Raw genomic sequence first — 26,147 nt, forward strand, 5'->3', positions numbered from 1 at the left:
ACAAGCATAAAAAAAGGAAATCTTTCGATTTCCTTTTTTTAATTTATAAGCTAAAATTACATTTGAATTTTTTGAATTTGGCTTTCATTTATTTTTAAAGCAGATATAACGGCTTCATAATTGTTTTTGTTGATTGAAGTTGAAAAACCTGCCGGAACAATCACAATTCTTAAAACCTGATTCAACCTAAACTCAGCAGTAACATCTTGCAAATCACGACCAACCATATAAATACTTACATCCGTAGTAGTATAATCATAATCATAACTAAAATCTAATGTTCCATCACTAAAATAATGGGTTTCAGGCAATAATTTCCATACATCACCCTGAGCAGTGGAACCAGATAATCGATATACTAAGACCACATCCGAAGAAAAAATAGGCGGATTAAGCGGAACTATTCTACTATAATTATTAGTTGAATTAAACGAAGCGGTAACTTCAAATACTTCGCTGATGGTATCATTATCTACAAAAGGCCCATCGTCATTTACGGTGCAACTTTGTAAAGTAAATAATCCTGCAATGGCTAAAAGTGTAATTATCTTTTTCATGATTTTAATTTTTAATGGTTAATTTTATTTTACACATTCATGAATTGTGCCAAACTTTATTTTTTAAAAAAATTATAGATTTGAAAATGGAAAAACAACTAAAACTTTACATGATAATACTGGGCTGTACGCCAATAGGAAGGTTTGCAGAACAACATGATATTTTTTTTGGAATTGGAAATTCCTTGAAAAATTTGATTCCACAGATGATTTTTTTTTTGGCCTGAAGCCAAAGGACAACTTCATATTGATGCCTGGAGAGAAGTTGCTGTAGTCGATAATTATTCGATTGAGATTGTTCCCAAAGATATAGCCCCAAATACTGTTTCAGAAAAATTATTCTTCATCAATCTGGGTGGTTACAAAGAAAATGAATTTGAAGAGTACCATTATAAAATGCTTTCTGTTGCCGAAAGTTTAGGACTAGCATCCAAAAATGCCAAGACAACCACTTTCTATAAACATTATGGTTTCAAAGGAGCCACTTCACATATTGATGATAAATACGGAATCGATGTGGATGATATTTACAATATAGATGATATATTAGACAAGCAATTTAAAGAATAATACGCATTAAAAATCACCAAATCTGAAACGGTTTTAAAAGAAGATGATTTGCATATTGGCTATTTAAAATTAGATAAAATTACTTTTTAATATTTTTAGATTAAAATCTAATATTCAAAAAAAAGACTTAAACCATATAAAAAAAGCCACCCCAATAGTCTTGAGATAGCTTTGACTTTACTACAAATAGTAAGTATTAATTAATCACTGTTTTTTAGGACGAAACTACAATTGAAATGGTTCTTCTTCTTTTTTCATTTATAAGTTTCTAATAAACAAAGACATACAACACCTGTGTTTTCAACATAAATCGTTTTCGTAAATGATAAAATAGTACCTAAATCAGAAAAACCAGCGGTGTTCCAGCACGTCTCATTGAAGTAATTTAGCATTATTAATTTTAATTATTAATTTAAAAACTAGTATCATGAAAAAGATTTCAAAATTAAGTTTATTGTTGGTAGTGGCAATGACTAGCATGAGTTCGTATGCAATCGACAGTGATTTTTTACTCAATGTAAAAAAAGGTAAAGGAAATGAAATTAGCTTTTCTCTAAATCAAATCAAAAAAGTTAATGTATCCATTTATGATGATAAGGATAACTTAATCTACACCGAAAATGCAACAGGTGAAACAGGAATTTTAAGAACTTATAATTTAGATGAATTTCCTGTTGGAATTTACTATTTGGTTGTGGAAAACAATCTAAAAAAAGTAAGACATGAAATTATTATTTCTGAAGAAAAGTCAATTTTAACAACAAAAGCAATCTCGGAAGTATACAAACCGGCATTGAAAAATAAAAATGTAGCAAATGTTGATTAGTTTGTTGCCGAAAAGAATACCCGAATATTATTTTTAAGAGGCTGTGTCTTTGTAAGAACAGCCTCTTTTTTGTGATTACAATTATTGCATCAAATGTAGTTTATAAGAATTCAAAAAAGGCCCCCTCATCACTGAAAGGTCTTTATTAAATATTAAAAAAGATTCCCCAAAAAATCAGGATAAGCGACCACTACCCTTTCGCTAAAAAGCGAAAGCGAGTGTCTGAGATCCTGCCCAAAAGCAGGATAAGCAATTCACACCCTTTTTGCTACGCAAAAAGTGGTTCTCGGCTTACATATTCCTCCTATATTGCCCTCCCACTTCAAATAAAGCCGAAGTGATTTGTCCCAAAGAACAAACCTTTGTCGCTTCCATTAAGTGTTCGAATAAATTTTCATTTTTAATGGCAGCTTCCTGAAGCGTATTCAAATGTTCCTTTACTGTATCTTGATTGGACTGGTGTAAATGGCTCAACATATCAATTTGATATTGTTTTTCTTCTTCGGTGGCACGAATTACTTCGGCTGGAATTACCGTTGGAGAACCTTTGGAACTTAAAAAAGTATTGACACCAATGATTGAGAATTCTCCTGTATGTTTCAAAGTTTCATAATACAAACTTTCTTCCTGAATTTTACTTCGTTGGTACATGGTTTCCATCGCTCCAAGAACGCCACCACGCTCGGTAATTCTGTCGAATTCCTTTAAAACGGCAGCTTCAACCAAATCTGTCAGTTCTTCGATGATGAACGAACCTTGAATTGGATTTTCGTTTTTGGCCAAACCTAATTCTTTATTGATAATCAACTGAATAGCCATCGCACGGCGTACTGATTCTTCCGTAGGTGTCGTAATGGCTTCATCATAGGCATTCGTATGCAATGAATTACAGTTATCGTAAATCGCATACAGCGCTTGCAAAGTCGTACGAATATCATTAAAATCAATTTCCTGCGCGTGTAAAGAACGTCCGGAAGTCTGAATGTGGTATTTCAGCATTTGCGCACGCTCGTTAGCTCCGTATTTGTTTTTCATGGCTTTCGCCCAAATTTTACGTGCCACACGGCCTATAACTGCATATTCCGGATCAACTCCATTCGAAAAGAAGAAGGATAGGTTTGGTCCAAAATCGTTAATATTCATGCCTCGACTCAAATAATATTCCACATAAGTAAACCCATTAGAAAGTGTGAAAGCCAATTGCGTGATAGGATTTGCTCCTGCTTCGGCAATGTGATATCCTGAAATAGAAACCGAGTAAAAGTTTCTAACGTTCTTGGTAATGAAATATTCCTGTACGTCACCCATCAATCGCAACGCAAATTCAGTAGAGAAAATACAGGTGTTTTGTGCCTGATCTTCTTTAAGAATATCGGCTTGAACCGTTCCACGTACTTGAGACAGCGTTCTTGCTTTGATTTCATTATAAACATCCGCAGGTAAAACCTGATCTCCGGTCACACCCAAAAGCATTAATCCTAAACCATTGTTTCCTTCGGGTAAATCACCTTGATAATGCGGTCTTTCGACTCCTTTTTTGGTATAAATTTCGTTGATTTTTTCTTCAACTTCAACCTCAAGACAGTGTTTTTTAATATATAATTCACATTGCTGATCAATAGCCGCATTCATGAAAAATCCTAACAACATGGGTGCAGGTCCATTAATGGTCATACTCACTGAAGTCATGGTATGCACTAAATCAAAACCAGAATACAGTTTTTTAGCATCATCCAAACAACAAATAGAAACTCCGGCATTCCCGATTTTTCCATAAATATCTGGACGAACATGTGGGTCATTTCCGTATAAAGTCACACTGTCAAAAGCTGTTGATAATCGTTTTGCCGGTAATCCTGCGCTTACATAATGAAAACGTTTGTTGGTTCGTTCCGGTCCGCCCTCTCCTGCAAACATTCGTGATGGATCTTCCCCTTCACGCTTGAATGGATATAAACCTGCCGTAAAAGGAAATTCTCCAGGAACATTTTCCTGTAAACACCAACGCAGAATATCGCCCCAAGCCTGATACTTTGGCAAAGCTATTTTTGGGATTTGAGAATGTGAAAGTGACTCCGTATGTGTAGCCATTTTTATTTCTCTATCGCGAACTTTGAACGTATAAACTGGATTTTTATATTTATTTATTTTTTCGTTCCAAGTTAAAATGATCTCCCAATTGTAGGAATCCAAATCCATTTTTACTTTATCAAATTGATTCAGTAAAAGGTTTAAAAAGATTCTATCCTCAACAACACCTGGTTTTTCGGATTCTAAAGCAGTTGGTAAAACAGAATCATCATTAATTCCTGCCTTATTTAATTCCGGAATTTTTTTGGTTACCGATTCGATGGTTTTAAAAATCCCGTATAATTTTTGAGCCACTTGTTCTTGACTAACCGCTGTAACATCGTATTTTCTGTTGCTTTCGGCAATTTCAGATAAATAACGGGTCCTGTGCGGTGGGATAACGAAAATTTTCTCGCTCATTTCACGAGTGATTTGGAACGTTGATTTCAAATCAGAATCTGTTTTTTCATGGATTTTATCCATTATCGCTTTGTAAAGCGTATTCATTCCCGGATCATTGAACTGTGAAGCAATTGTCCCGAAAACCGGAAGTGTATCTAAATTCGCATCCCAAAGATTGTGGTTGCGTTGGTATTGTTTTTTTACATCTCTTAACGCATCAAGGGAACCACGTTTGTCGAATTTGTTTATCGCTACCAAGTCAGCAAAATCAAGCATGTCAATTTTCTCTAATTGGGTTGCGGCACCAAATTCAGGTGTCATTACATATAAGGAAACATCTGAGTGATCCATAATCTCCGTATCGGATTGTCCGATTCCCGAAGTTTCAAGGATTATGATATCATATTTCGCTGCTTTAATAACCTGAATCGCATCGGCAACATATTTTGACAAAGCCAAATTAGATTGACGCGTTGCCAGCGAACGCATATAAACACGAGGATTATTGATGGCATTCATTCGGATTCTATCTCCTAAAAGTGCTCCACCTGTTTTTCTTTTGGATGGATCCACTGAGATTAGCCCGATCGTTTTTTCAGGGAAATCAATTAGAAAACGACGCACCAACTCATCGACCAAAGATGATTTTCCCGCACCACCCGTTCCCGTAATTCCAAGAACCGGAGTATCCCCCCCCGCCCCCGAAGGGGGAGCTGTAAAAACTTTGTGGAAATCTTCAGGATTATTTTCTGCAAGAGAAATCAATCTGGCGATTGTGTTTACATCTTTCTTTTCAAGACTTTTTAAAACACCAGCATTTCCTAGCTTTATCAAAGCAGAGGCATCCGTGTTACAATTCACTACATCCTTTCCTAGCTCCCCTCCTTCGGAGGGGTTGGGGGAGGATTTTTCCACCAAATCATTTATCATTCCTTGTAAACCCATAGCACGTCCGTCATCAGGAGAATAAATCCTTGCGATTCCGTACGCTTGCAATTCGGCAATTTCTGAAGGTAGAATTACTCCTCCGCCACCACCAAATATTTTGATTTGTCCTGCTCCCTTTTCTTGAAGCAAGTCGTACATATATTTGAAATATTCGTTGTGACCGCCTTGATACGATGTTATTGCAATAGCATTAGCATCTTCTTGAATCGCTGTATTTACCACTTCTTCCACACTTCTATCGTGACCTAAATGAATTACCTCAACACCGGTAGATTGAATAATTCTACGCATGATGTTAATGGCTGCATCGTGACCATCAAAAAGAGCTGCTGCGGTGACAATTCTTACTTTATTATTAGGAATATAGGATTTTACGTGTTCCATTTTATGAATATGATAATTTAAGACTGCAATTTACGACTTTATTTTAATAATTATTTAATGTCGGTCATAGTTGTTGATAAATAAGCAAGGATTTTGTTATTTAGCCCCGATGAAAGCGGCATCCCTCGCTTTTTCAGCGAGGATACAGCGGACAGCGGGACAACTGTTCCTTAATAAATCCTAAAGTTTGTGCTCCTAAATAAAATTGTGGCTTTATTTTTGAATAAGTAGTACTTTTGACACAAGTCATATGGCGAACTGACGAAGTAAACTTATAAAAACAATTTAAGATGAAAAAAATTTTATTTTTAATGGTGGTGATCTCTCTTTCCAGTTGTGCCGAAATGCAACAGGTTCTTAATCAATTACCCCAAACTCAGGGAATCGGAGGGGTAGATATTGCAGGTGGATTGAAGGAAGCACTAAATAATGGAATTTCTAAACAAGTAACAAAATTGACCGCGGTAGATGGTTTTTACAGAAATGAAGCCGTAAAAATTTTATTGCCGGAAGAATTAAGAAAAGTAGATTCTGGGTTGAGAAGAATTGGTTTGAGTTCTTTGGCCGACGAAGGTTTGAAAGTATTGAATCGTGCTGCCGAAGATGCTGTTAAAGAAGCTACTCCTATATTTGTTGATGCGGTGAGAAACATGACTTTTATGGATGCCAAATCGATTTTGATGGGAAATGAAAGTTCAGCGACGAATTATTTACAAAATAGCACCTCGACTGCTTTGTACGGAAAATTTAATCCTGTTATAAAAAATTCATTCACTAAAGTAGGTGCTGATAAAGTTTGGTCTAACATTATAACAAAATACAACAGCATTCCATTAGTAAATAAAGTAAATCCGGACTTGACTGATTATGTTACCAATCAAGCAATGAATGGCGTTTTCAAGATGATTGCCGTTGAAGAAAAAAATATCAGAACAAATTTAAGTTCCAGAACTTCCGTTTTATTGCAAAAAGTTTTTGCGATGCAGGACAAGATTTAATTTAATCGACTTATTTACATAAAAAACAACTAAAGGTTTAAATGTTAGCAGGGTCGAATTCCCCTCTTGAGAGGGGTTAGGGGTGTGTTTTTTTGTTATACAGAAAAATATCCATTTGATGATATTAGTGTAAAGTTATCACAGCTGTTAAAAAAACAGACCAAGTACGAGTTCATTAGACGTAGCCACAAATTTCACGAATTGGTGTTTAATTTTTCTTTTAGGATAAAAATTCGTGACAAATTCGTGAAATTTGTAGCTAAATTTTTCTTTAGCATTATTTACGGATAGTCATATTATTAAACCGTTAGCTATTTTTAAAACATAAACACTAAAATCAAATTTTTTTATAAAAAGAAATAAGTTTAGTTTTGAAAAACACTATACAGACTAAAGTCGAAAGAGATACATAAAATGCAAAAAATTACCATACTTATACATTGCGAAGACCAAAAAGCAATTATTGCCTCTGTTACCAATTATATTGCCTCAATTGACGGTAATATTATCTATCTGGACCAACATGTGGATGCCGATGAAAATGTATTTTTCATGCGTTTGGAATGTGAGTTCAGTGCCAAAAATTGGGATATTGAAGCTATCAAAACTGATTTTAAAGCTAATTTAGCAAATCCGTTTAATATGTCTTGGGAAATGTATACCCAAGATGAAAAACCAAAAATGGCGCTGTTTGTTTCTAAATACGACCATTGTTTGTATGACATTTTAGGACGATACAGCGCTGGTGAATTGCCACTTGAAATCCCTTTGATTATAAGCAACCATGAGGATTTGAAATCAGTGGCGGAACGTTTTTCTATTCCGTTTCATTATGTTCCTTTCACCAAAGACATTAAGGCCGAAGGGGAACAAAAGCAAATTGATTTGCTGGAGCAGTATGACATTGACTTTATTGTTTTGGCGCGCTACATGCAAATTATTACGCCAAATTTAATTGCGCAATACAAAAATCAAATTATCAATATTCATCATTCCTTTCTTCCGGCATTTCCTGGAGCCAAACCCTATCATTCTGCTTTTAAACGCGGCGTGAAAATTATTGGAGCCACCAGTCATTATGTGACCGAAGGATTAGATGAAGGTCCGATTATTGAACAAGATATTGCCAGAGTTTCACACAGTCATTCTATAGAAGACTTTATTATGAAAGGGCGTGATTTGGAACGCATGGTTTTGGCAAGAGCCATAAAATTACATGCCGAGAGAAAAACGATGGTTTATGATAACAAAACGGTGGTGTTTTCGTAAAAAAAATAAAATCCTCACCCTTCCCGAAACCTCGTGACTCTCCAAAGGAGAGGGAGCCGAAACCCTAAATAGTATACAAAAACAAACCTCGCTTAAAAGTTCCGAAGTTTCGGAACTTTTAAGCGAGGTTTGTTTTTGTTCTTTTTTCCTTTCATTTAGATTTTGAAAAGAGCTGGCAACGGTTACCATTGTTTAGCTGTGCTAAATTTTGTTTAACTCTTTATTTATTAAAATTTCATTTTCATCATCAAAACAAACAAATATTACTTTTTCAATTTCATTATGTTTTGATAGAAATTCAGAAACTGTCTTAACTGCAATTTGGGCTGCCACATCTTTTGGGAATCGATATACACCAGTACTAATACTTGGAAATGCAACAGATTTGCAGTTGTTCTCTACAGCAAGTTTTAATGAATTTTTATAGCAGTCAGCAAGTTTTTCTTTTTCATTTTTATTTCCACCATTCCAAACTGGACCAACTGTATGTATTACATAATTGGCTGGAAGTTTTCCTGCAGTAGTAATTACCGCTTCCCCAGTCTTACAACTTCCTTGTCTAGCGATAATTTTTCTACAATCTTCCAGTATTGCATTTCCTCCAGCTCTATGAATTGCTCCATCAACACCACCGCCACCCATAAGAGATGAATTAGCAGCGTTTACTATTGCATCAACTGAGATTTTTGTGATATCATTTTTTATAACTTGAATCATATTTTTTTGTTTCGAGATCACATTACAGCTAACTTATAAATAGAGGCAATTCCATAAAATTGCAAAACACTTAGAGCCTGTTCAAAATTTAAATATTAGAATTTTTACGAGATTATTTATCGATAGATGAGGCAAATTTTGAAAGAATAATGGATTATTGTTGAATAAATTTAACGAAATATAGCGAGAAATAATCCGTAAAAAAATAATTAGAGAAAATTTAAACAGGCTCTTAATTATTTGGTTCTTATAATTTTAATTCCAGTAATACAAAAAACGCAATGCGTTTTTTGTATTGTCGATTTAGTTTTTCTAACTATTCGAATGTAGGATTTATTTATAAAACAAAGAACAATCCTATTATTTATAAAAAAAAAACGCTTCCCCAAGTGAACATCTTAACTTTAATTTTTCATTCAAAAAACTTCAATTTCTCTCGTTTTTCCATCATTATAAAATACCACTTTGGTCCAGAACGATTTTGCTTTTTTATCCGTGGGATACCAATCTCTGTTTTCTTCCACAAGGATAAAAAGTCCCGTATCTGTCCCCAGAACAATAAATTTATTTAGTTTGGGTTGCTTTGGAAATATCGAAAGATCATACTTTTTACAAATTTCATCACTGAACTGTGAAACATTATTTGAAACAAGACCTATTTCGCTAAGGGATACAATTGACGATCCATCAAACGGTTTCTCCGATGCATTATCCAAACTGAAACGGGCAATGAATTCTAAAATATTTCCATTATTGTCATAAAAATAAAAAGACTTTGCATTCCAGTTATAAAAATCTGCGATTTTATCAGGCGGAATTACAACTAAAATTTTTGTTTTCTTTTCTATCCAAGCAAAGGCTTCCTGTAACTTATTATTTGGTATATCAAAGGCAAAATGATACACTGGCATTAAATTCTCAGAAGACCTAAAAGTTAGTTTTGTGGCGCCCGCTGCAAAAGAAATACTCGAATTGTTTTTCGAAATAGTTTTCAACCCGATGACATTGTTATAAAACAACTCCGTTTCATCGATAGTATCTGTTAATAATTCAAGTTCGAGAATATTCATCTTGTTTAAATTGAAACTAATTATCTTTCCAGCAAATCAACGTCAACTCCCAATCCTGCAGCAACTCCGGCTCCTATGCGACCATCAGCTCTATACCAATGACTCAATTGACGGTTAACAATTTCGTCTTTTTTAGGACCTTCAATACCAGACATGTGAGCAATAATATTAGTAATAGTATTTTGTTGTTGCTCCGGAGTCATGATTTTAAATAAATTACCCGGTTGTGTATAGTGATCATTTTCACCTTCGCAATTTCTATCATACCAGTCAGCAAAATCACTAAAAATTTCTAATGGCGGTTCTTTGTAAGCCTGATCTATTTCCATAGCATCGAAACTATTTGGAAAATAATTTGGATTACTTCCTCCATTACCATCTACTCGCATTTGTCCATCTCGTTGGTAATTATTCGTTGCAAATGGACAACGGTTTACAGGGATTTGCTCATAATTTGTTCCCAAACGATAGCGTTGTGCATCAGGATATGACAATAGACGCCCTTGCAACATTTTATCAGGTGAATATCCAATTCCATCTACAATATGGGCAGGCGCAAATGCTACTTGCTCAATCTCCTGAAAATAATTATGTGGATTTTGATTTAATTCTAAAACGCCAACATCAATCAACGGAAAATCGCCATGAGGCCAAACTTTGGTTAAATCAAATGGGTTCAAATAATAGTCTTGAGAATTAGCCTGCTCTTCCGTCATGACTTGGATTTGCAAATTCCATTGTGGAAAATTTCCTTTATCGATATTCTCAAACAAATCACGTTGTGAAAAATCCATATCATGCGATTTCATTTCTGCCGCTTCTTCATTTGTGAAATTTTTAATTCCTTGAGCGGTTTTGAAATGGAATTTAACGTAAACTCTTTCGTTAGCGGCATTAATCATTGAATACGTATGACTGCCGTACCCATTCATATGACGATAGCCAAAAGGAGTTCCTCGATCTGACATGAGTATCAATACCTGATGCAAACTCTCCGGATTCAGCGACCAGTAATCCCACATCATGGTCGGTGATTTCATATTGGTATAAGGATCTCGTTTTTGGGTGTGTATAAAATCACCAAATTTTTTGGGGTCTTTAACAAAGAAAACGGGCGTATTATTCCCCACTAAATCCCAATTCCCGTCTTCGGTGTAAAATTTCATAGCAAAGCCTCGTGGATCTCTTTCTGTATCAGCTGAACCTCTTTCACCTCCTACCGTTGAAAATCGAAGTACTAATTTAGTTTCTTTTCCAATTTCAGAAAAAATTTTAGCTTTTGTATATTTAGTAATATCGTGTGTTACGGTAAATGTCCCAAATGCTCCAGAACCTTTTGCATGCACTACCCTTTCCGGAATTCGTTCTCTGTTAAAATGAGCCATTTTTTCGTGAAGAATATAATCCTGCAATAATAATGGTCCTCGTGAACCTACCGATTGAGAATTTTCGTTTTCTACAAATGGTCTTCCGGACGCTGTTGTAAGTTTTTCATGTGATTTCATATTAATAAAATTTAATAGTTTTCATCAAGGAATAACAAAGGGTAAAAACACAAACAAAATTGATAGTTCATATAAAAACAATATCAAAAAACGGCTTGTAGTTTTTTTCAACAAAAGAAAAATAAAATTTGAATAGGTAAAAATCGGTTAATTTTAAAGTTGATTCTGGACCAGAACCGCTAACCGACAATAAAAGAATAAAGTTAAAAAACTTAACGTATATACAACAAAGTAATAACAAAATCTTAACAGCAAAACGTCTGGCTATGTATGATCTTTGCAGGGTAATAAACTGGTTATTTATTATTTTTGGTTTTGGTTAGTTAAAGAATTGCCTGCATTTATAATGCAGGCATTTTTTTATTTAGCCGTATTTATAAAAGAAAGGACAGCATCATTAAATGCATTAGGTTGCTCCACATTTACTACATGTCCGCATTTTTCTATCACAAATAGTTTAGAAGATTTGTAATGATTTTCGACAACTTTTCGAACAGAAGGTAAGAACATATAATCCTCCTCACCCATAACATAAAGCGTAGGAATATTCAATTCGACCTGACGAAACCATTTGAGAACCGGATTTATTTCGGCAGTGAGTTTAAACCATTTAATAAATTCTTTTTGGTATAATTTTTTAGCCTCGTTTATAAAAAGTACACGAGATTGCTTGTGACTTTTTTTAGGCATGATGACAAAGGCAAAAAATTTATATAAAACCAAATAAGGCAATACATATTTAAACATATTTCCCAATCGCATCAATACTTGAGAACGGAAATTCATCTTTAGGATAGCGCCACCAAGAATCATGCTTTGGACACGTTCCGGATACATTTCTGCCAATTGTCTGATCAAAATTGTACCCAATGAAATACCAACAAAATGTGATTTCTTTATTTTAAGAAAGTCTAAAACTTCCAGAATATCATTGGCTAAAGCCGAAAAAGTATAGTTCTGTTTGAAAGCCGTTTTCAGTATGGTTTTTGATTCCCCGTGACCACGCAAATCCAATAACAATACATTATACTGTTTTTTGAAATCGCGTATTTGTTTGAACCAGATAGAAGAACTTCCGCCGGCACCATGCACAAAAGTTACCCACTGATCGGTGTTTTTATTTTCGTAAATGGTATAATTAATCACGTTCTTATTTTTTGTAAAAATAGGATTTTAATTTTAAATCTCAATCTTAACATATATTAATACTAATTTAACAATTGTAAAACGTAAATTTGCAAAAAAATCACACCGATGACTGGATTATTGAAAGAGAAAAGTGAAATAGAAAAGCTTAAAAGAGAATATCAAATACTTGCGGAACAAAATTTCGACATCGAAAAAAATACTATAAAGCCTCCCGTTGCTAAGGAAGAATTAGTTCTTTCAGCATGTGAATTATAATTTTTGATGCATTTTTTTAAAATATTCAAACGCTTTTAGCAGCCTGCTTCCATACCAAGAAAACATTTCACCATCAACAAACACCGTTTTTGCATGATGCGTGTGTCTTCCTATTTCAAAAGCATCTTCTTCCTTAAAAGGAAAAGGTTCTGAGGATAGAAAAACCAAATCCGGATCGCCTTCCAAGCGCATTTTTTTGAGTTCGATTTCCGGGTAACGTCCCGAAGTCTCGGGATTGCCTGCATAAATGTTTTCAAAATGATTCAGTTTCAGTAATTCATTGATAAAATTATCCGAACCAGCGACCATAAAAGGGTTTTTCCAAATGAAATATGCTGCTTTTTTTACGGGTATATCTTTGACAAAGTTTTTAAAATCGCTCAAGGCAAAAGCCAATTTGTCGTTCCATTTCTGGGCTTCGGTCCTGCAATTGAATAGCTGGCCAAAATCGGTAATCATTTTAAAATTGTCTTCAATGGTAATGATATTTGTCACCCAAACCGGACAGATTTTACGCAATTCGTCAACGATTTCCTGAGTATTTTCCTCTTTATTACAAATGATGATGTCAGGTTGTAACAATCTGATTTTCTCAAAATGCACTTTTTTGGTTCCGCCAACGATTTTCTTAGTTGATTTAAAATGATACGGATGCACACAGAATTTGGTAATCCCGATGATTCTGTCTTCCAAACCTAAATCATACAGTAATTCCGTTTGAGAAGGAACTAGTGAAATAATGCGCTTGGGCGAAGTTTCAAAAGAATGGGAAGTTCCGAGTTGGTCGATTATTTTTTTTTGTTTCAAGTTTAAAGTTTAAAGTTGATAATGTTACTGCATAAGTTGAAAACTTTAAACCATTAAGAAATTTAGAAAATGAAGATTTAAAGTATTATTTAATGGTCCCGAATAAATACTTTTTATATTAAAAAAAGCAAAATATAGTAAGCTCTAAATTAGACAACCTGAAACTTTAAACTTTAAACTTTAAACTAATAATTGCTGACATTTCCTGTTGCATTTTCAAAGCTTCAGCTCTTGCTTTTTCAACAAAATCAGTTCCATTTGAGGCATAAATTATGGCTCTGGAAGAATTAATCAGTAATCCTACAGTAGTATTCATACCGTATTTACAAACTTCGGATAAACTTCCGCCTTGCGCTCCAACTCCTGGAACAAGCAAGAAACTGTCTGGGACAATTTTACGAATTTCAGTAAAATATTCCGCTTTGGTAGCACCTACAACATACATTAGATTTTCACTGTTTTTCCACGTTTTAGAGGTTTCTAACACGTGTTTGTACAATTCTTTTCCATCCACGTTTAAAGTCTGGAAATCAAACGCGCCTTCGTTTGAAGTCAAAGCCAGCATAATAGTATGTTTGTTTTCGAAAGCTAAAAACGGCTCCACCGAATCTTTTCCCATGTAAGGAGCAACAGTAACGCTGTCAAAGTTTAAATCTTCAAAAAAAGCTTTGGCATACATCGAAGACGTATTTCCTATATCACCACGTTTTGCATCCGCAATCGTGAAGATATTCGGATAATTTTCGTTGATGTAATGGATTGTTTTTTGCAACGACATCCAACCTTTTATTCCGTATGCTTCATAAAAAGCAGTATTTGGTTTGTAAGCCACCGCTAAATCATGAGTTGCATCAATTATCGCTTTATTAAATTCGAAAATAGGATCTTCCAGTTCTAATAAATGCTGTGGAATTTTATTCAAATCAACATCTAATCCTACAGCTAGGAAGGATTTCTTGATTCTAATTTGGTCTATAAGTTGTTGTATTGTCAAAACAGTTTATTATTCGTTATTATTTGGCTGCAAAGTTCGGGAAGTTTTTTGCAAAGTTAGCAAAGATTCAAAATAAAAAAACGCCTCTTTTGTGGGAGGCGTTCTATTAAACTATTTTACTAAGTTGATTTCAACTCTTCTATTCAGGTTTCGACCTTCCACCGTTTTATTACTGGCAATTGGTTTAGCCGATCCAAATCCTTCTGAAGTCAATCGATCTTCTTTAATTCCTTTGCTTACCAAATAATTTTTTACTGAGGCTGCCCTATCTTCTGACAATTTCAAGTTTTTAGCTTTTACTCCTGAACTGTCCGTATGTCCTTCAATTCTAAATTCAGCTGTTTCATATTCATTCAAAACGGTAACGATGGCATCTAAACTTGCGAACGATTCCGCTTTTATTGTTGCTTTTCCGGTATCAAACAAAATTGTTTTTGAATACTCGTTGATTTTTTTAGTAACCTCCTCCTTAATTTCTTTTCGTTTCACCACAGGACATCCAAAATTTTCTACTGGACCAGCCACCGTTGGGCATTTATCATCTTTGTCTAATGTTCCGTCAGCATCTGTATCTGGCCAAGGACAACCTTTATTTTCAACAGGACCTGCCGTTTGAGGACACTCATCTACATTATCCAAAAGGGTATCTCCATCAGAATCTTTCCAAGGACATCCTTTGTTTTCTAATGGACCCGCTTCATTTAAACAAGCATCATCCTTGTCTAATGTTCCATCGGCATCAGTATCTGGCCAAGGACAACCATTATTTTCTGCTGGACCGGCTACTTTTGGACATTCATCATCTTTATCTAAAACACCGTCACCATCTTTGTCTTTCGCTTTTTTCTGATACACTGGAATTTTTACACCTAAATAAAAATCTGCTGCTCTAGAATTATTAGAAATCGCATTAGACAAGACAGAACCTGAACCAATAAAGAATACTCCTGTGCGTAAACCAACACCCACTTGCGTTTGTTTATTAACATCCATATAAGAAACGGGCACATAAAAACTGAACCATTTAGATTCATAACGAGGAGTCAAGCTCACTCGGTTGGCAATACTACTTTGATTTAATATTGTTTTAGAAACAACACTAAAGTCCCCATTTAAGTTTACATAAAACTTGTTGTGAATATTCCAATCAACATCAGCATGAATGGCAGTTGGTAATTTTGATTTTACCGCACCATTTACCACTGTAGGGCTATAATTGTCTTTTAAAAATTGATCAAAATTATCCGCATTATCAAAATCATCCTGAGTAATTGTCTTATTTAAATTATAATTATTACGAACTCCTTTATCGTACATCATTGAACCTAAGTCCGTAAGTGCAAATCCAAAACGAAGTTTATACTTATTCAAATACTTCAAGCTATTGATATCTTTTCCAGAAGCGTCAAAATCAGGTCTCCATTCGTAAACTAATCCTAAATCTACTCCAAAACCATTAGATTTTGAATCGATATCAATATTTGAATTGGTAGAAAAATCTTGACTTGATCCATAAACTGCCGTACCTGTAGTAGTATATGTACTATTTTGAGGCAAAAGAACATTTTCATTATATTTAACGCTTACATTATCCCCTTGAAAATGATAATTGGCAATACCTTGCAAATATTTTGCAGTAATACCACCTTTCAAAAAGTGTTGTCCCTGTTGATATAAAACTGCAGCATACGAAATTCCTATCTCTCCCCAAGAATTCCCAACAGCATTAGGGCTTCCTATGCTATAATCAAAATTATTTTTATTGTCTTTGGAGAGTTCATTAATTACATTACCGTTAATATCTATTACATTAACAACAGACCTAGCTCTTGTAAAAATGGCTAAAGAATGTTTTGGAGCAATATTGAACATAAATGATGGCCCCATTATATCCATATTCAAATTTACTTTGTTCGCATTGCTAAATGATTTTTTTGCCTGAGTATCAAAATCATAACCATCTTTAAAAACATCAAAAAAATTCACTCCATACATATCATTACTTACCGAAGAACTGAATGAAATCAAGTTAATATCGGTTTTAAAACGGGAATCAACGATAGAAGCCGGATTAAAAAGCACGCCTTGTACTCCTGCATAATTATCATGATAAAAGCCTAAATAAGACTGGGCATTTGCTGAGAACATCCCAGCTAAAATAAAGGTAAAAAGTAGCGTTTTTTTCATACAAAAAATATTACATTATTGAATTAGAACACAAAAAAAACACTTATTTAGTTTTTTACAACCAAATAAGTGTTATCATTTAATTAAATTTTATCAGAATACTTCGCTTGCTTCTTTCAGTTTCTCCATGTTGTTGACTAACGCTAGCTCGTCAACAATTTTCTGGATGTCACCATTCATGATATTTCCTAAATCATATAAAGTCAAACCAACACGGTGATCCGTTACACGACCTTGTGCATAATTGTAGGTACGAATTTTTGCAGAACGGTCACCAGAACTTACCTGAGAGGTACGTTTGGTGGCATCTTCGGCCTGTTTTTTAGCTAATTCCTGTTCGTATAAACGGGAACGCAAAACGCCAAATGCCTTGTCTTTATTTTTATGTTGTGATTTTTGATCCTGACATTGCGCCACTAATCCCGTTGGAATGTGTGTCAAACGAACCGCTGATTTGGTTGTATTTACCGATTGTCCACCTGGTCCTGAAGAACAGAAAAAATCCACGCGCACATCATTCATATCAATTTGAACGTCAAATTCCTCTGCTTCCGGCAATACCATAACGGTCGCTGCCGAAGTGTGAACACGTCCCTGCGTTTCCGTTTGCGGAACCCGTTGCACACGGTGAACACCCGCTTCAAATTTCAACGTTCCGTAAACATCCTCACCGGTAACTTCAAAAATCACCTCTTTGAAACCACCAGAAGTTCCTTCATTCATATCCACAACCGAAGTTCTCCAACCTCTGTTCTCACAATACTTCGTGTACATACGGAATAAATCCCCTGCAAAAATACTCGCTTCATCCCCACCCGTTCCGGCACGAATCTCCACCATAACATTTTTGGCATCTTCGGGATCTTTAGGAATCAACATGAACTTGATTTCTTCCTCTAATTCCGGCAATCTTTCTTTCGCTTCTTCCAGTTGCATTTTGGCCATTTCGGTCATATCTGCATCACTGTTATCCGCTATTATTTCATTTGCTTCTTCAATATTCGCCATAATCAGCACGTATTCATCGCGCTTTTCGGCCAAAGCTTTTAAACTTTTGTACTCTTGATTCAATTGCACATAACGCTTCTGATCAGAGATAACATCCGGCTGAATGATCAAATCCGATATCTCATCGAAACGTTGTTTTACTATTTGAAGTCTATCTAACATTTTCTTATTCCTTTATTTGGAGTGCAAAATTACGAAATTTTTGTTTAAAATTCTATCATTAAAGTTTTGAGTTTTTTAGTAACAGTTTCTTTATAATCTTCAATGGAATTATAATCTTTTTTAGGAGCTGTTTCCTGCTATTCGCTATATCTTTTTCTTGCTAAAGAAGCAAGAAAAAGGATACCGCTTCTATCAGGGCTAGGGAATTATACTAAATAACTGCATTTACGGTTTCCCGTAAAATCCCATTTATATTGATAATTCAAGCATTTGTTAAATTACAAACCCTTGATATTCTAGACAAGTCCTAATAAATGTTAAAAAGTTTGCACAATAATACAAATGTATATACATTTGTTCCAATCGTACCAGTAGCGCTTCCCGTAAGAACAGCCTTCTGGTCTTTTTTTTTATACCAATATGGCGAACAAAGCACCTAAAACTGTAGAGGAACAAATTGCACTCTTAAAAGAAAGAGGAATGCTATTTCGTAACGAAACCAATGCACCACATTTCCTAAAAAACATTAGTTATTATCGCCTAAAAGGATATTGGTGGGAAATGCAATCTGACAAAGTAGAACATCAATTTAACGACTACAGTTACTTTGAAGAGGTCATAGATTTATACAATTTCGATCGACATTTAAGACTATTAATGTTTGATGCAATAGAAAGAATTGAAGTGGCTTTAAGAACCAAATTAATTTACCAGCTTTCGCTTTCTTATGGACCGTTATGCTATATAGACTATACTATTTTTTCAGATAAAACCAAACAAAAATCAATTACCGATCATTTAAATATAGAGATTGCCAGAAGTAAAGAACAGTTTATTTTAGAACACAATAAAAATCATAAAAACGAACTCCCGGAAGCGTGGAAGGCTTTAGAAGTGGTATCCCTCGGTACACTTTCAAAGCTATACAAAAATCTGGCGCATCAATTGCCTGAAAAATCTAAGATTGCAATAGAATTTGGTTTTAATTCACATAAAGATTTTTCTAGTTTTCTTGAAGCGACAACAGTAATTAGAAATGTAATAGCACATCATTCCAGATTATGGAATAATAATATTACAACAAAATATTTATGGCCTAAAAACCTAAAAAATCAACCGATAACCTACATTCCGAACGAAAATCAAAGAGCAAAACTATTCTCTTTACTTTCTCTGACATTATATACAATTGATTGTATAAGTCCGGGGAATTCCATAAAAAACAAATTCTTTAAATTGGTAAATGAATATCCAAACGTTCCGGTACACAAAATGGGTTTCCCTGCAAATTGGCGAACGCAACCAATATGGGTGCAATAGTCATTTTCATTCAACTATCCCATCTGGCACTCGTTTGCAACGAGCGCCAATTTTAATTTATAGCACAATAGTAGCGTTTGCTCCCACTGGCGCTCGTTTGCAACGAGTGCCAATTTAAATTTATAGCACAATCGTAGCGTTTGCAACGCGGATATTTCAAACTTAAAGAATTAGCTCTCTGCTACTGGGGCTAGGGCATTTGTGTTAAAAAGACAGCGTTTACGGTTTTCCGTGAAATTCCTAAAGCATAAGGAGCTACTTTTGAAAAATAACATAATACGAATGATTTTTTATCAGTATTTTCGGTATTAATTTATATATTTGAAAATAAATAAACACTCACGTTTATCATACAAAGCGTCCCAATATAGAGGTAATAAAACGGACATCGTTAAACCTATAAACGAGTTGGCAAAAATATGAAAAAAGAAGAACCTGAAAATCAAAAACAACATAAGGTTTCTCAAGTTTACTTGAAGCAATTTGGCTATAAAAAAAATGATGAATTTTGGCTTTCTATACTTGAAATAGGTAAAACAGAAACCGAAAATATTAGAGTAAATGATTTTACAATCGAAACTAATATATTTGATTTACCATTTGAAGATTTTGAAATAAGAAGAGGTTTTGAGAATATGAGTAATCAAATAGAAAATCATTATAATATACTCATTTCAAATCTTCATAATCAAAAACAACTAAACTCCAAAGACACAAAATTTCTTTATTTTTTTGTTGCAAATATATTGTGCAGAACAAATCCATTTAGAAATTTCATAAATGGACTTTTAGCAGATAATCAAACTCGTGAAAAATTTATTTCAGAAATTAGCCATTTTTCAAACGATAAAAAAGATATAGAATTTGTTATAAATCATTTCGAAATTGAAAATCAATTAAATATTATATTAGAAACAATTATGCATTATCTTGCTAATATATTTAAACATTTCAATAAAGTATTCATAAAAGATTTTAACAATATAGGTTGGTTAACAACTGATAGTCCCGTTCATTTGGACACTCAAGGAAAATACGGAGTGTTAATTCCAATCGAATCTGAAATTTATTTACCACTTTCAAAAGATTTTTGCTTGTTTATGTACCATCCAAGTTCTGAAATACAAACAAATCAATTAAGAAGTCTAAAAAAAGATAAAATAAATGAGATTGATTTTGATACTTTTGAGAAAATAACAAAAAAAATAACTTTTGATTATGATAAATATTTAGTTTTTAATACTGAAATCAAACCTACAAAAATAGAAATTAACCAACAAATGTGAATAATCTGAAAAAGTTTGAAAATTTGATTACAAAGATGCGTGAATATCTATTATAATGGTGCTAATAAAAATTAATTTAAACTTAATTTAATGAAATCAAAAATTATACTTCTATTTCTATTGGCAATAAACTTTTGCAATGCTCAAAATCCACTAACTGACTCAAATTATTATTTGGCATATAATGAATTAGAAATCATGAGTCATGCTAAAAAAGCATTTGATTTAGATAATAGAATTTGTAACTTTTTGAGTAGTTCGGAAACTTTTGATAAAAAAATGGCTGTGGTTGATGCTTTTAATTCACCAGATGAAATGGAAGCAGGAGATTTATTCTTTATTTATTTAAAAAATAAACATCATATAAATAAAATAGAAGAAATAAAAAACATTGAAGATAAACTAATACTGAGTTATCTATATTTCACATCCAATATTGATTTATCAAAACAAATATTAAAAGCAAATGAGAAATTATATTCTGAAAGATTAAGTTTTGGCATTTTAAAATTTCTCATAAATTCAAAAGAGCAAGTTGGTACTGATGAATGTAAAGTTTGGAAAGAGTTCCAAAATGTCGATAATAAAAATTTCAAAATCAAAGATATGCGCTTAAATGCTTTAACTTTTATTGCAAAATCAGTAGATAATCTAAAAAACAAATGTAGTAATGAACAATTAGTAATTACAAAGACAAAAAGACATTTTAACAATGAAAATAGTGGAAATAGATTTCAATTAAAACACGAAAATGGTGTTTGTAAAATTAATCTTAACATAAATAATTCTGTCAATCTAGATTTCATTTTAGATAGTGGAGCATCAGTTGTTTTAATTCCCGAAGACGTATTCAGCGTTTTAGTTAGAAATGGCACAATTTCAAAAAATGACATACTTGGATATAAAACTTTTACAATCGCGGATGGCAGTTCATCAAAAAAACCAATTTTTAAAATTAAAAGTTTAACGATTGGAAAGATAACTGTAACTGATATTGAAGCCACAATTGGCGAGTTAAATAGCGATTTATTGTTAGGACAATCATTCATTCAAAAATTTAAATCAATAAAAATTGACAATAAGAGTAATGAACTCATAATAGAAAATTAGAATAATCCCAGATCGCGCGAACATGTCTTTCAGTACGATAGCGGAGTTTTGCAAACTGTAGCCAGATTGCGCAAATATCTCTTTTTAGTTCGATAGGATTTGCAACCCCGATCGCGCGGATATCCACAATCGTTAGCGCGGTTTTGCAAACCGTGCCCACAAACGAGAGCAGGTAAAACAATTCAGAAAAGCTATAGCCATAAAACGGTATAGCTTTTTTTTGTGCCTAAAGATTGATTGAGAAGTAATTTTATTAGATTAGTTTCGGGTACTAATTGGAGTAGGCACAGAATGCAATTCTGCGCTATCCGTAACGAGAAGTATTTTTATATCCAGGCGATTTGGTTTTTTTAATACTTTTATCAAACCAAAAACATCCCTTTATTTTTAAAAACAAATAAAATGAATCCCAAAGTTGATGACTTTATAAGCAATACCAAAAAATGGCAGCCCGAAATAGAGCAATTGCGACTATTGCTACTCGATTGCGGTCTTACAGAAGAATTCAAGTGGCGAAATCCTTGTTACTGTTTTCAAAGAAATAACGTTGTTCTTATAGGTAGTTTCAAAGAGTACTGTGCGCTTAGTTTTTTCAAAGGGACTTTGTTACAAGACAGCAATGGTTTTCTAAGTAAACCTGGAGAAAACAGTCAGGCAGTACGCTTCTTTAGGTTTACAAATTTGCAAGAAATTCAAGAACTGAAACCCATTATAAAAAACTATATTTATGAAGCCATTGAGGTAGAAAAAGCGGGCTTGAAAGTAATTTTTAAAAGCAATACAGAACTTGAATTGGTGGAAGAATTACAAATTGCTTTAGACAAAAATCTTTCTTTAAAAATAGCTTTTAAAGCCTTAACACCGGGACGACAACGAGCCTACAATCTGTATTTTTCGGCTCCCAAACAATCCAAAACTCGCGAAACGAGAATAGAAAATTACATTCCGCGAATTCTTGACGGAAAAGGATTCAACGATTGCATTTGTGGGATGTCTAAAAAAATGCCTAACTGCGACGGTTCACACAAATACATTGGAGAAGAAAATAAATGACAATCTACAGCATCTTTTGCTTTGGTTATTATGAAAATGAAACGGAATCAATAGCCCTGATGGAAGCGGCATCCTCGCAGCGCAGCGCAGAGATACAGCGGACAGCAGGACCGTACGTCTATAAAAAACCATTCGTTCTGCTCCTAAAAAATAGCAAACCCTACCCGTTCATAACTCCTAAAGATTTCTTTTTAATACCAACTTCTAAATTCCTACTTTGCAGCTTCAAATTAGTACGATAAAATGAGGGTCTGTATTGCCGAAAAACCAAGTGTAGCACGTGAAATCGCATCCGTTTTAGGAGCCAATACCAAACACGATGGGTATTACGAAGGCAATGGCTATGTCGTAACTTACACCTTTGGGCATTTATGTACTTTAAAAGAACCTAACGATTACAAATCCTATTGGAAAAGTTGGGATTTGAATAACCTACCCATGCTTCCCGAAAAATTTGAAACCAAAGTGGTGGAAAATTCGGGGATTCAAAAGCAATTTAAAATTATAAAAAGTTTATTTGACAAAGCCGAGTTGGTCATCAACTGCGGGGATGCGGGACAAGAAGGAGAACTCATTCAGCGCTGGGTCATGAATGAAGCCCAGTACAAAGGCGAGGTAAAACGCTTATGGATTTCATCCTTAACTACCGAAGCCATCAAAGAGGGTTTTGAAAACTTAAAACCATCCGCCAACTACGATAATTTATACTACGCAGGCTTTTCCAGAGCCATTGGCGACTGGTTACTCGGTATGAATGCCACCCGTTTGTATACCGTAAAACATGGCGGGTACAAACAAGTATTGTCCATTGGACGGGTGCAAACCCCTACACTGGCCATGGTGGTTGACAGATTTGCAGCAATTGAGAATTTTAAACCGCAAACCTATTGGGAGTTGCAAACCTTATACAGAGAGACGCTTTTTAGCTATGAGGAAGGACGCTTTTTGAAAAAGGAAGATGGCGAAATTTTGGCCAATAAAGTCAAGGAAAGTGATTTTGAAATTGTTTCTGTCGAAAAAAAGAATGGCAATGAATTTGCGCCTAAACTGTTTGACTTAACGGGATTACAGGTGTATTGCAATACAAAGTTTGGTTTTTCGGCTGATGAAACGCTTAAAATTGTTCAGACTTTGTACGAACAAAAAGTAGTCACGTATCCGAGAGTCGATACCACGTTTTTACCAAATGACATCTATCCAAAAGTACCCGGTATCCTGCAAAAATTAACCAATTATGCCGCGCTGACGGAGCCACTTTTAGAAAAAAAGATTAAAAAATCGGCTAAAGTTTTCAACGATAAAAAAGTAACCGATCACCATGCGATTATTCCAACGGGCATACAAACCAATTTGCAATACAATCAGCAACAAGTGTATGATATTATTACAAAGCGTTTTATTGCCGTGTTTTATGACGATTGTTTGGTAGCCAATACCACCGTAATTGGGAAAGCTGCCGATGTAGCCTTCAAAACCACCGGAAAAGAAATCCTAAAAAAAGGCTTTCGAATAGTTTTTGATACTTCGTCTCCGCTCAGTACAAACGCCAAAGAAAAAGAAGCCGATATATTACCGAGTTTTGTTCAAGGCGAAAAAGGACCACATGAACCCTCGTTTTTAGAAAAAGAAACAAAACCACCCAATCAGTTTACGGAAGCCACCTTATTGCGGGCTATGGAAACTGCGGGCAAACAGGTAGACGATGAAGATTTACGCGAATTGATGAAAGAAAATGGTATTGGGCGTCCGTCAACACGAGCCAATATTATTGAAACTCTTTTTAGACGCCAATACATCGTTCGAAACAAAAAACAGGTATTGCCAACGCCAACGGGGATTCAATTGATTGACACCATTCAAAATGATTTGGTAAAGTCGGCTGAACTTACGGGTTCCTGGGAAAAACAGTTGAAAGATATTGAAAAAGGAACCTTTACCGCCGCTGCATTTATCAACAATATGAAACGCATGGTAGAAGCTTTGGTGTATGAAGTACGAAGTGAAACCAGACGCGCCAATATTTCGCATGCGGGAAATATTCAGAAGCAAGAAGCTATTGTTGAGAAAAAGAAAGCAGCAGGAATTTTGGCGGAAGCCTGTCCAAAATGCAAAAAAGCGACACTCATCAAAGGAAAATCGGCTTATGGTTGTGGCGATTATAAAGCAGGTTGTACTTTTCTATTGCCCTATACTTTTGCGGAGAAAAAAATATCAGAGAACCAATACTTGCGATTACTTCAAAAAGGGTCTACGGTAAATTTAAAAGACTTCAAAACTGATTCCGGCGCTGTGGAAGGTTTGCTTCGCTTTGATGAAAATTTCAAACTCAAATTAGAACCTAAGAAAATAGGGGTGAAAGCAACATCGGATGCATTAGCCTGTCCCAAATGTAAAAAAGGAACAGTCATGAAAGGGAAAACCGCTTATGGTTGCGGTGATTATAAATCGGGCTGTGATTTTAAAGTACCTTTTGAGGTAGTTAGGGCGAAACTAAAAGATCAAAAACCTACCAAAGAACTGGTTTATACTATTTTGAAAGAAAGTATTTAATTTCGACAACTCAATGTCATTAAGTTAAGAGAAATCCAGAGGATTTCAATGTTTATAGAAACCAAAGTACCACACACCACCAACCCCAGCGGGGTTGTATCATATTGAAAAACATACGACCCCGCTGGGGTCGTGTAGAAATCGAATATTATTTCTATAAACATTTGACCTCTCCGAGGTCAATATAATCCCTAACCTTAATGACATTGACCGTTAGCTCCTATCGGGAGTGGTAAAAAATTTTAAAAGCGTTTACCCTGAATTCCAAAACTAAAAAAGCACACTGTTTTATTTTTTTATAATTTAGCATTTCAAAATAACACCAAATATTTAAACAAATGTTTCAAAAAATAACTCTTATACTGCTTTTGTTAGCAATTGTTTCCTGTAAAAACTCCGAATCAAATGAAAAAGATAAAATCAAAGCGGCAAGTTGGCTACTGGGAAACTGGGAAAACAATTCGGTTGATGGAAATCTGGAAGAAACTTGGAAGAAAATAAATGACAGTACTTTTCAGGCCCAATCTTATTTCATTAAAGAAAAAGACACCTTGCATTTTGAAACCATAACCTTGCAACAAAAAGGGGAAGAATTGACTTATAATGCAGCCGTTAAAGGACAAAACGATGACAAACCGGTTTCTTTTAAGTTGACAACTGCAACCGAAAAAGAATTGGTTTTTGAAAATTCAAAACATGATTATCCTCAAAAAATCAGTTATACCCAAATTACCGCAGATAGTTTGGTTGCTAAAATTTCGGGAATCCAACAAGGAAAACCAAGTTCAGAGAACTATTCGATGAAAAAAATCAAATAAAAATTTCACATTTCACATTCAACCAAAACCTTGCTCCAAAAAAACCTTGCTTTTTTGGAGGGTACTGAAAAACCTCGTTTATTTTGATTAGCGTTCTTTTTTAGACAATAAAAAAACGCTTGTAACAGGATT

22 protein-coding genes are annotated in these 26,147 nt (G+C 34.4%); 12 read left to right on the forward strand and 10 right to left on the reverse strand.

The window, feature by feature from the left end:
- Nucleotides 1-56: 56 nt before the first annotated feature.
- Nucleotides 57-557, reverse strand: coding sequence for a hypothetical protein (locus tag FNW38_RS15055; protein ID WP_143387786.1), 501 nt, complete (start codon nucleotides 555-557; stop codon nucleotides 57-59).
- A gap of 110 nt (nucleotides 558-667) precedes the next feature.
- On the opposite strand from FNW38_RS15055, the gene FNW38_RS18020 reads away from it, so the two are divergent.
- From FNW38_RS18020 to FNW38_RS15065, 3 genes are all read left to right on the forward strand, one after another.
- Complete coding sequence (locus FNW38_RS18020; protein WP_394344775.1) at nucleotides 668-784, forward strand: DUF1543 domain-containing protein; 117 nt, start codon at nucleotides 668-670, stop codon at nucleotides 782-784.
- Between the two features lie 169 nt (nucleotides 785-953).
- Entirely contained in the window at nucleotides 954-1,127 is a 174-nt protein-coding gene (locus FNW38_RS17940; protein ID WP_317129734.1) for a hypothetical protein, read from the forward strand.
- Between the two features lie 427 nt (nucleotides 1,128-1,554).
- Nucleotides 1,555-1,953, forward strand: coding sequence for a FimB/Mfa2 family fimbrial subunit (locus FNW38_RS15065; RefSeq protein WP_143387785.1), 399 nt, complete (start codon nucleotides 1,555-1,557; stop codon nucleotides 1,951-1,953).
- Between the two features lie 291 nt (nucleotides 1,954-2,244).
- Here FNW38_RS15065 and FNW38_RS15070 read toward each other — a convergent pair whose 3' ends face one another.
- Nucleotides 2,245-5,757 (reverse strand): methylmalonyl-CoA mutase family protein, encoded by a 3,513-nt coding sequence (locus FNW38_RS15070; RefSeq protein WP_143387784.1) that lies wholly within the window; start codon nucleotides 5,755-5,757, stop codon nucleotides 2,245-2,247.
- Between the two features lie 290 nt (nucleotides 5,758-6,047).
- Here FNW38_RS15070 and FNW38_RS15075 point away from each other — a divergent pair, with 290 nt between their 5' ends.
- Both FNW38_RS15075 and purU read left to right on the forward strand, forming a co-directional pair.
- Nucleotides 6,048-6,755 carry a DUF4197 domain-containing protein gene (locus tag FNW38_RS15075; protein ID WP_143387783.1) on the forward strand — a complete coding sequence of 236 codons (708 nt, stop codon included), beginning with the start codon at nucleotides 6,048-6,050 and terminating at the stop codon, nucleotides 6,753-6,755.
- Nucleotides 6,756-7,169: 414 nt separating this feature from the next.
- A complete protein-coding gene (gene purU / locus FNW38_RS15080) occupies nucleotides 7,170-8,024 on the forward strand; it encodes a formyltetrahydrofolate deformylase (RefSeq protein ID WP_143387782.1) in 855 nt (284 codons plus the stop codon).
- A gap of 201 nt (nucleotides 8,025-8,225) precedes the next feature.
- Here the strand turns inward: purU and FNW38_RS15085 are convergent, their stop codons facing one another.
- The 4 genes from FNW38_RS15085 to FNW38_RS15100 all read right to left on the reverse strand — a co-directional run bounded on the left by FNW38_RS15085 (nucleotide 8,226) and on the right by FNW38_RS15100 (nucleotide 12,462).
- Nucleotides 8,226-8,741 (reverse strand): O-acetyl-ADP-ribose deacetylase, encoded by a 516-nt coding sequence (locus tag FNW38_RS15085; RefSeq protein WP_143387781.1) that lies wholly within the window; start codon nucleotides 8,739-8,741, stop codon nucleotides 8,226-8,228.
- A gap of 416 nt (nucleotides 8,742-9,157) precedes the next feature.
- The gene (locus tag FNW38_RS15090) at nucleotides 9,158-9,811 is read right to left on the reverse strand and encodes a VOC family protein (protein ID WP_144065021.1); all 654 of its coding nucleotides are present in this window, start codon (nucleotides 9,809-9,811) and stop codon (nucleotides 9,158-9,160) included.
- A gap of 20 nt (nucleotides 9,812-9,831) precedes the next feature.
- Nucleotides 9,832-11,316, reverse strand: a complete 1,485-nt coding sequence (locus FNW38_RS15095) for a catalase (protein WP_143387779.1) — start codon at nucleotides 11,314-11,316, stop codon at nucleotides 9,832-9,834.
- Nucleotides 11,317-11,676: 360 nt separating this feature from the next.
- Nucleotides 11,677-12,462 carry an alpha/beta fold hydrolase gene (locus tag FNW38_RS15100; protein ID WP_143387778.1) on the reverse strand — a complete coding sequence of 262 codons (786 nt, stop codon included), beginning with the start codon at nucleotides 12,460-12,462 and terminating at the stop codon, nucleotides 11,677-11,679.
- 108 nt (nucleotides 12,463-12,570) lie between these two features.
- On the opposite strand from FNW38_RS15100, the gene FNW38_RS17530 reads away from it, so the two are divergent.
- Nucleotides 12,571-12,720 carry a hypothetical protein gene (locus FNW38_RS17530; protein WP_185963151.1) on the forward strand — a complete coding sequence of 50 codons (150 nt, stop codon included), beginning with the start codon at nucleotides 12,571-12,573 and terminating at the stop codon, nucleotides 12,718-12,720.
- On the opposite strand, the gene FNW38_RS15105 is transcribed toward FNW38_RS17530, so the two are convergent.
- The 4 genes from FNW38_RS15105 to prfA form a co-directional block, all read right to left on the reverse strand.
- A complete protein-coding gene (locus FNW38_RS15105; protein WP_143387777.1) occupies nucleotides 12,715-13,527 on the reverse strand; it encodes an ABC transporter substrate-binding protein in 813 nt (270 codons plus the stop codon). The two genes, FNW38_RS17530 and FNW38_RS15105, sit on opposite strands and share 6 nt — an antisense overlap.
- Nucleotides 13,528-13,693: 166 nt before the next feature.
- A complete protein-coding gene (gene pyrF, locus FNW38_RS15110; protein ID WP_143387776.1) occupies nucleotides 13,694-14,521 on the reverse strand; it encodes an orotidine-5'-phosphate decarboxylase in 828 nt (275 codons plus the stop codon).
- Between the two features lie 111 nt (nucleotides 14,522-14,632).
- Nucleotides 14,633-16,708, reverse strand: coding sequence for a DUF5723 family protein (locus FNW38_RS15115; RefSeq protein WP_143387775.1), 2,076 nt, complete (start codon nucleotides 16,706-16,708; stop codon nucleotides 14,633-14,635).
- A 93-nt stretch (nucleotides 16,709-16,801) separates the two neighbouring features.
- Entirely contained in the window at nucleotides 16,802-17,878 is a 1,077-nt protein-coding gene (prfA, locus tag FNW38_RS15120) for a peptide chain release factor 1 (RefSeq protein WP_143387774.1), read from the reverse strand.
- A 420-nt stretch (nucleotides 17,879-18,298) separates the two neighbouring features.
- Between prfA and FNW38_RS15125 the strand changes: the two genes are divergently transcribed.
- The 6 genes from FNW38_RS15125 to FNW38_RS15150 all read left to right on the forward strand — a co-directional run bounded on the left by FNW38_RS15125 (nucleotide 18,299) and on the right by FNW38_RS15150 (nucleotide 26,015).
- Nucleotides 18,299-19,198 (forward strand): Abi family protein, encoded by a 900-nt coding sequence (locus FNW38_RS15125; protein WP_143387773.1) that lies wholly within the window; start codon nucleotides 18,299-18,301, stop codon nucleotides 19,196-19,198.
- 419 nt (nucleotides 19,199-19,617) lie between these two features.
- Complete coding sequence (locus FNW38_RS15130) at nucleotides 19,618-20,484, forward strand: DUF4238 domain-containing protein (protein WP_143387772.1); 867 nt, start codon at nucleotides 19,618-19,620, stop codon at nucleotides 20,482-20,484.
- Nucleotides 20,485-20,574: 90 nt separating this feature from the next.
- Nucleotides 20,575-21,594, forward strand: a complete 1,020-nt coding sequence (locus FNW38_RS15135; protein WP_143387771.1) for a retropepsin-like aspartic protease — start codon at nucleotides 20,575-20,577, stop codon at nucleotides 21,592-21,594.
- Nucleotides 21,595-21,996: 402 nt separating this feature from the next.
- The gene (locus FNW38_RS15140) at nucleotides 21,997-22,647 is read left to right on the forward strand and encodes a DUF1801 domain-containing protein (protein WP_143387770.1); all 651 of its coding nucleotides are present in this window, start codon (nucleotides 21,997-21,999) and stop codon (nucleotides 22,645-22,647) included.
- Between the two features lie 243 nt (nucleotides 22,648-22,890).
- A complete protein-coding gene (locus FNW38_RS15145) occupies nucleotides 22,891-25,197 on the forward strand; it encodes a DNA topoisomerase 3 (protein ID WP_143387769.1) in 2,307 nt (768 codons plus the stop codon).
- A 338-nt stretch (nucleotides 25,198-25,535) separates the two neighbouring features.
- Nucleotides 25,536-26,015 (forward strand): DUF6265 family protein, encoded by a 480-nt coding sequence (locus tag FNW38_RS15150; protein ID WP_143387768.1) that lies wholly within the window; start codon nucleotides 25,536-25,538, stop codon nucleotides 26,013-26,015.
- Nucleotides 26,016-26,147 lie beyond the last annotated feature (132 nt).

Origin of the sequence: Flavobacterium gawalongense (genome assembly GCF_007097265.1) — a bacterium.
Classification (GTDB): domain Bacteria; phylum Bacteroidota; class Bacteroidia; order Flavobacteriales; family Flavobacteriaceae; genus Flavobacterium; species Flavobacterium gawalongense.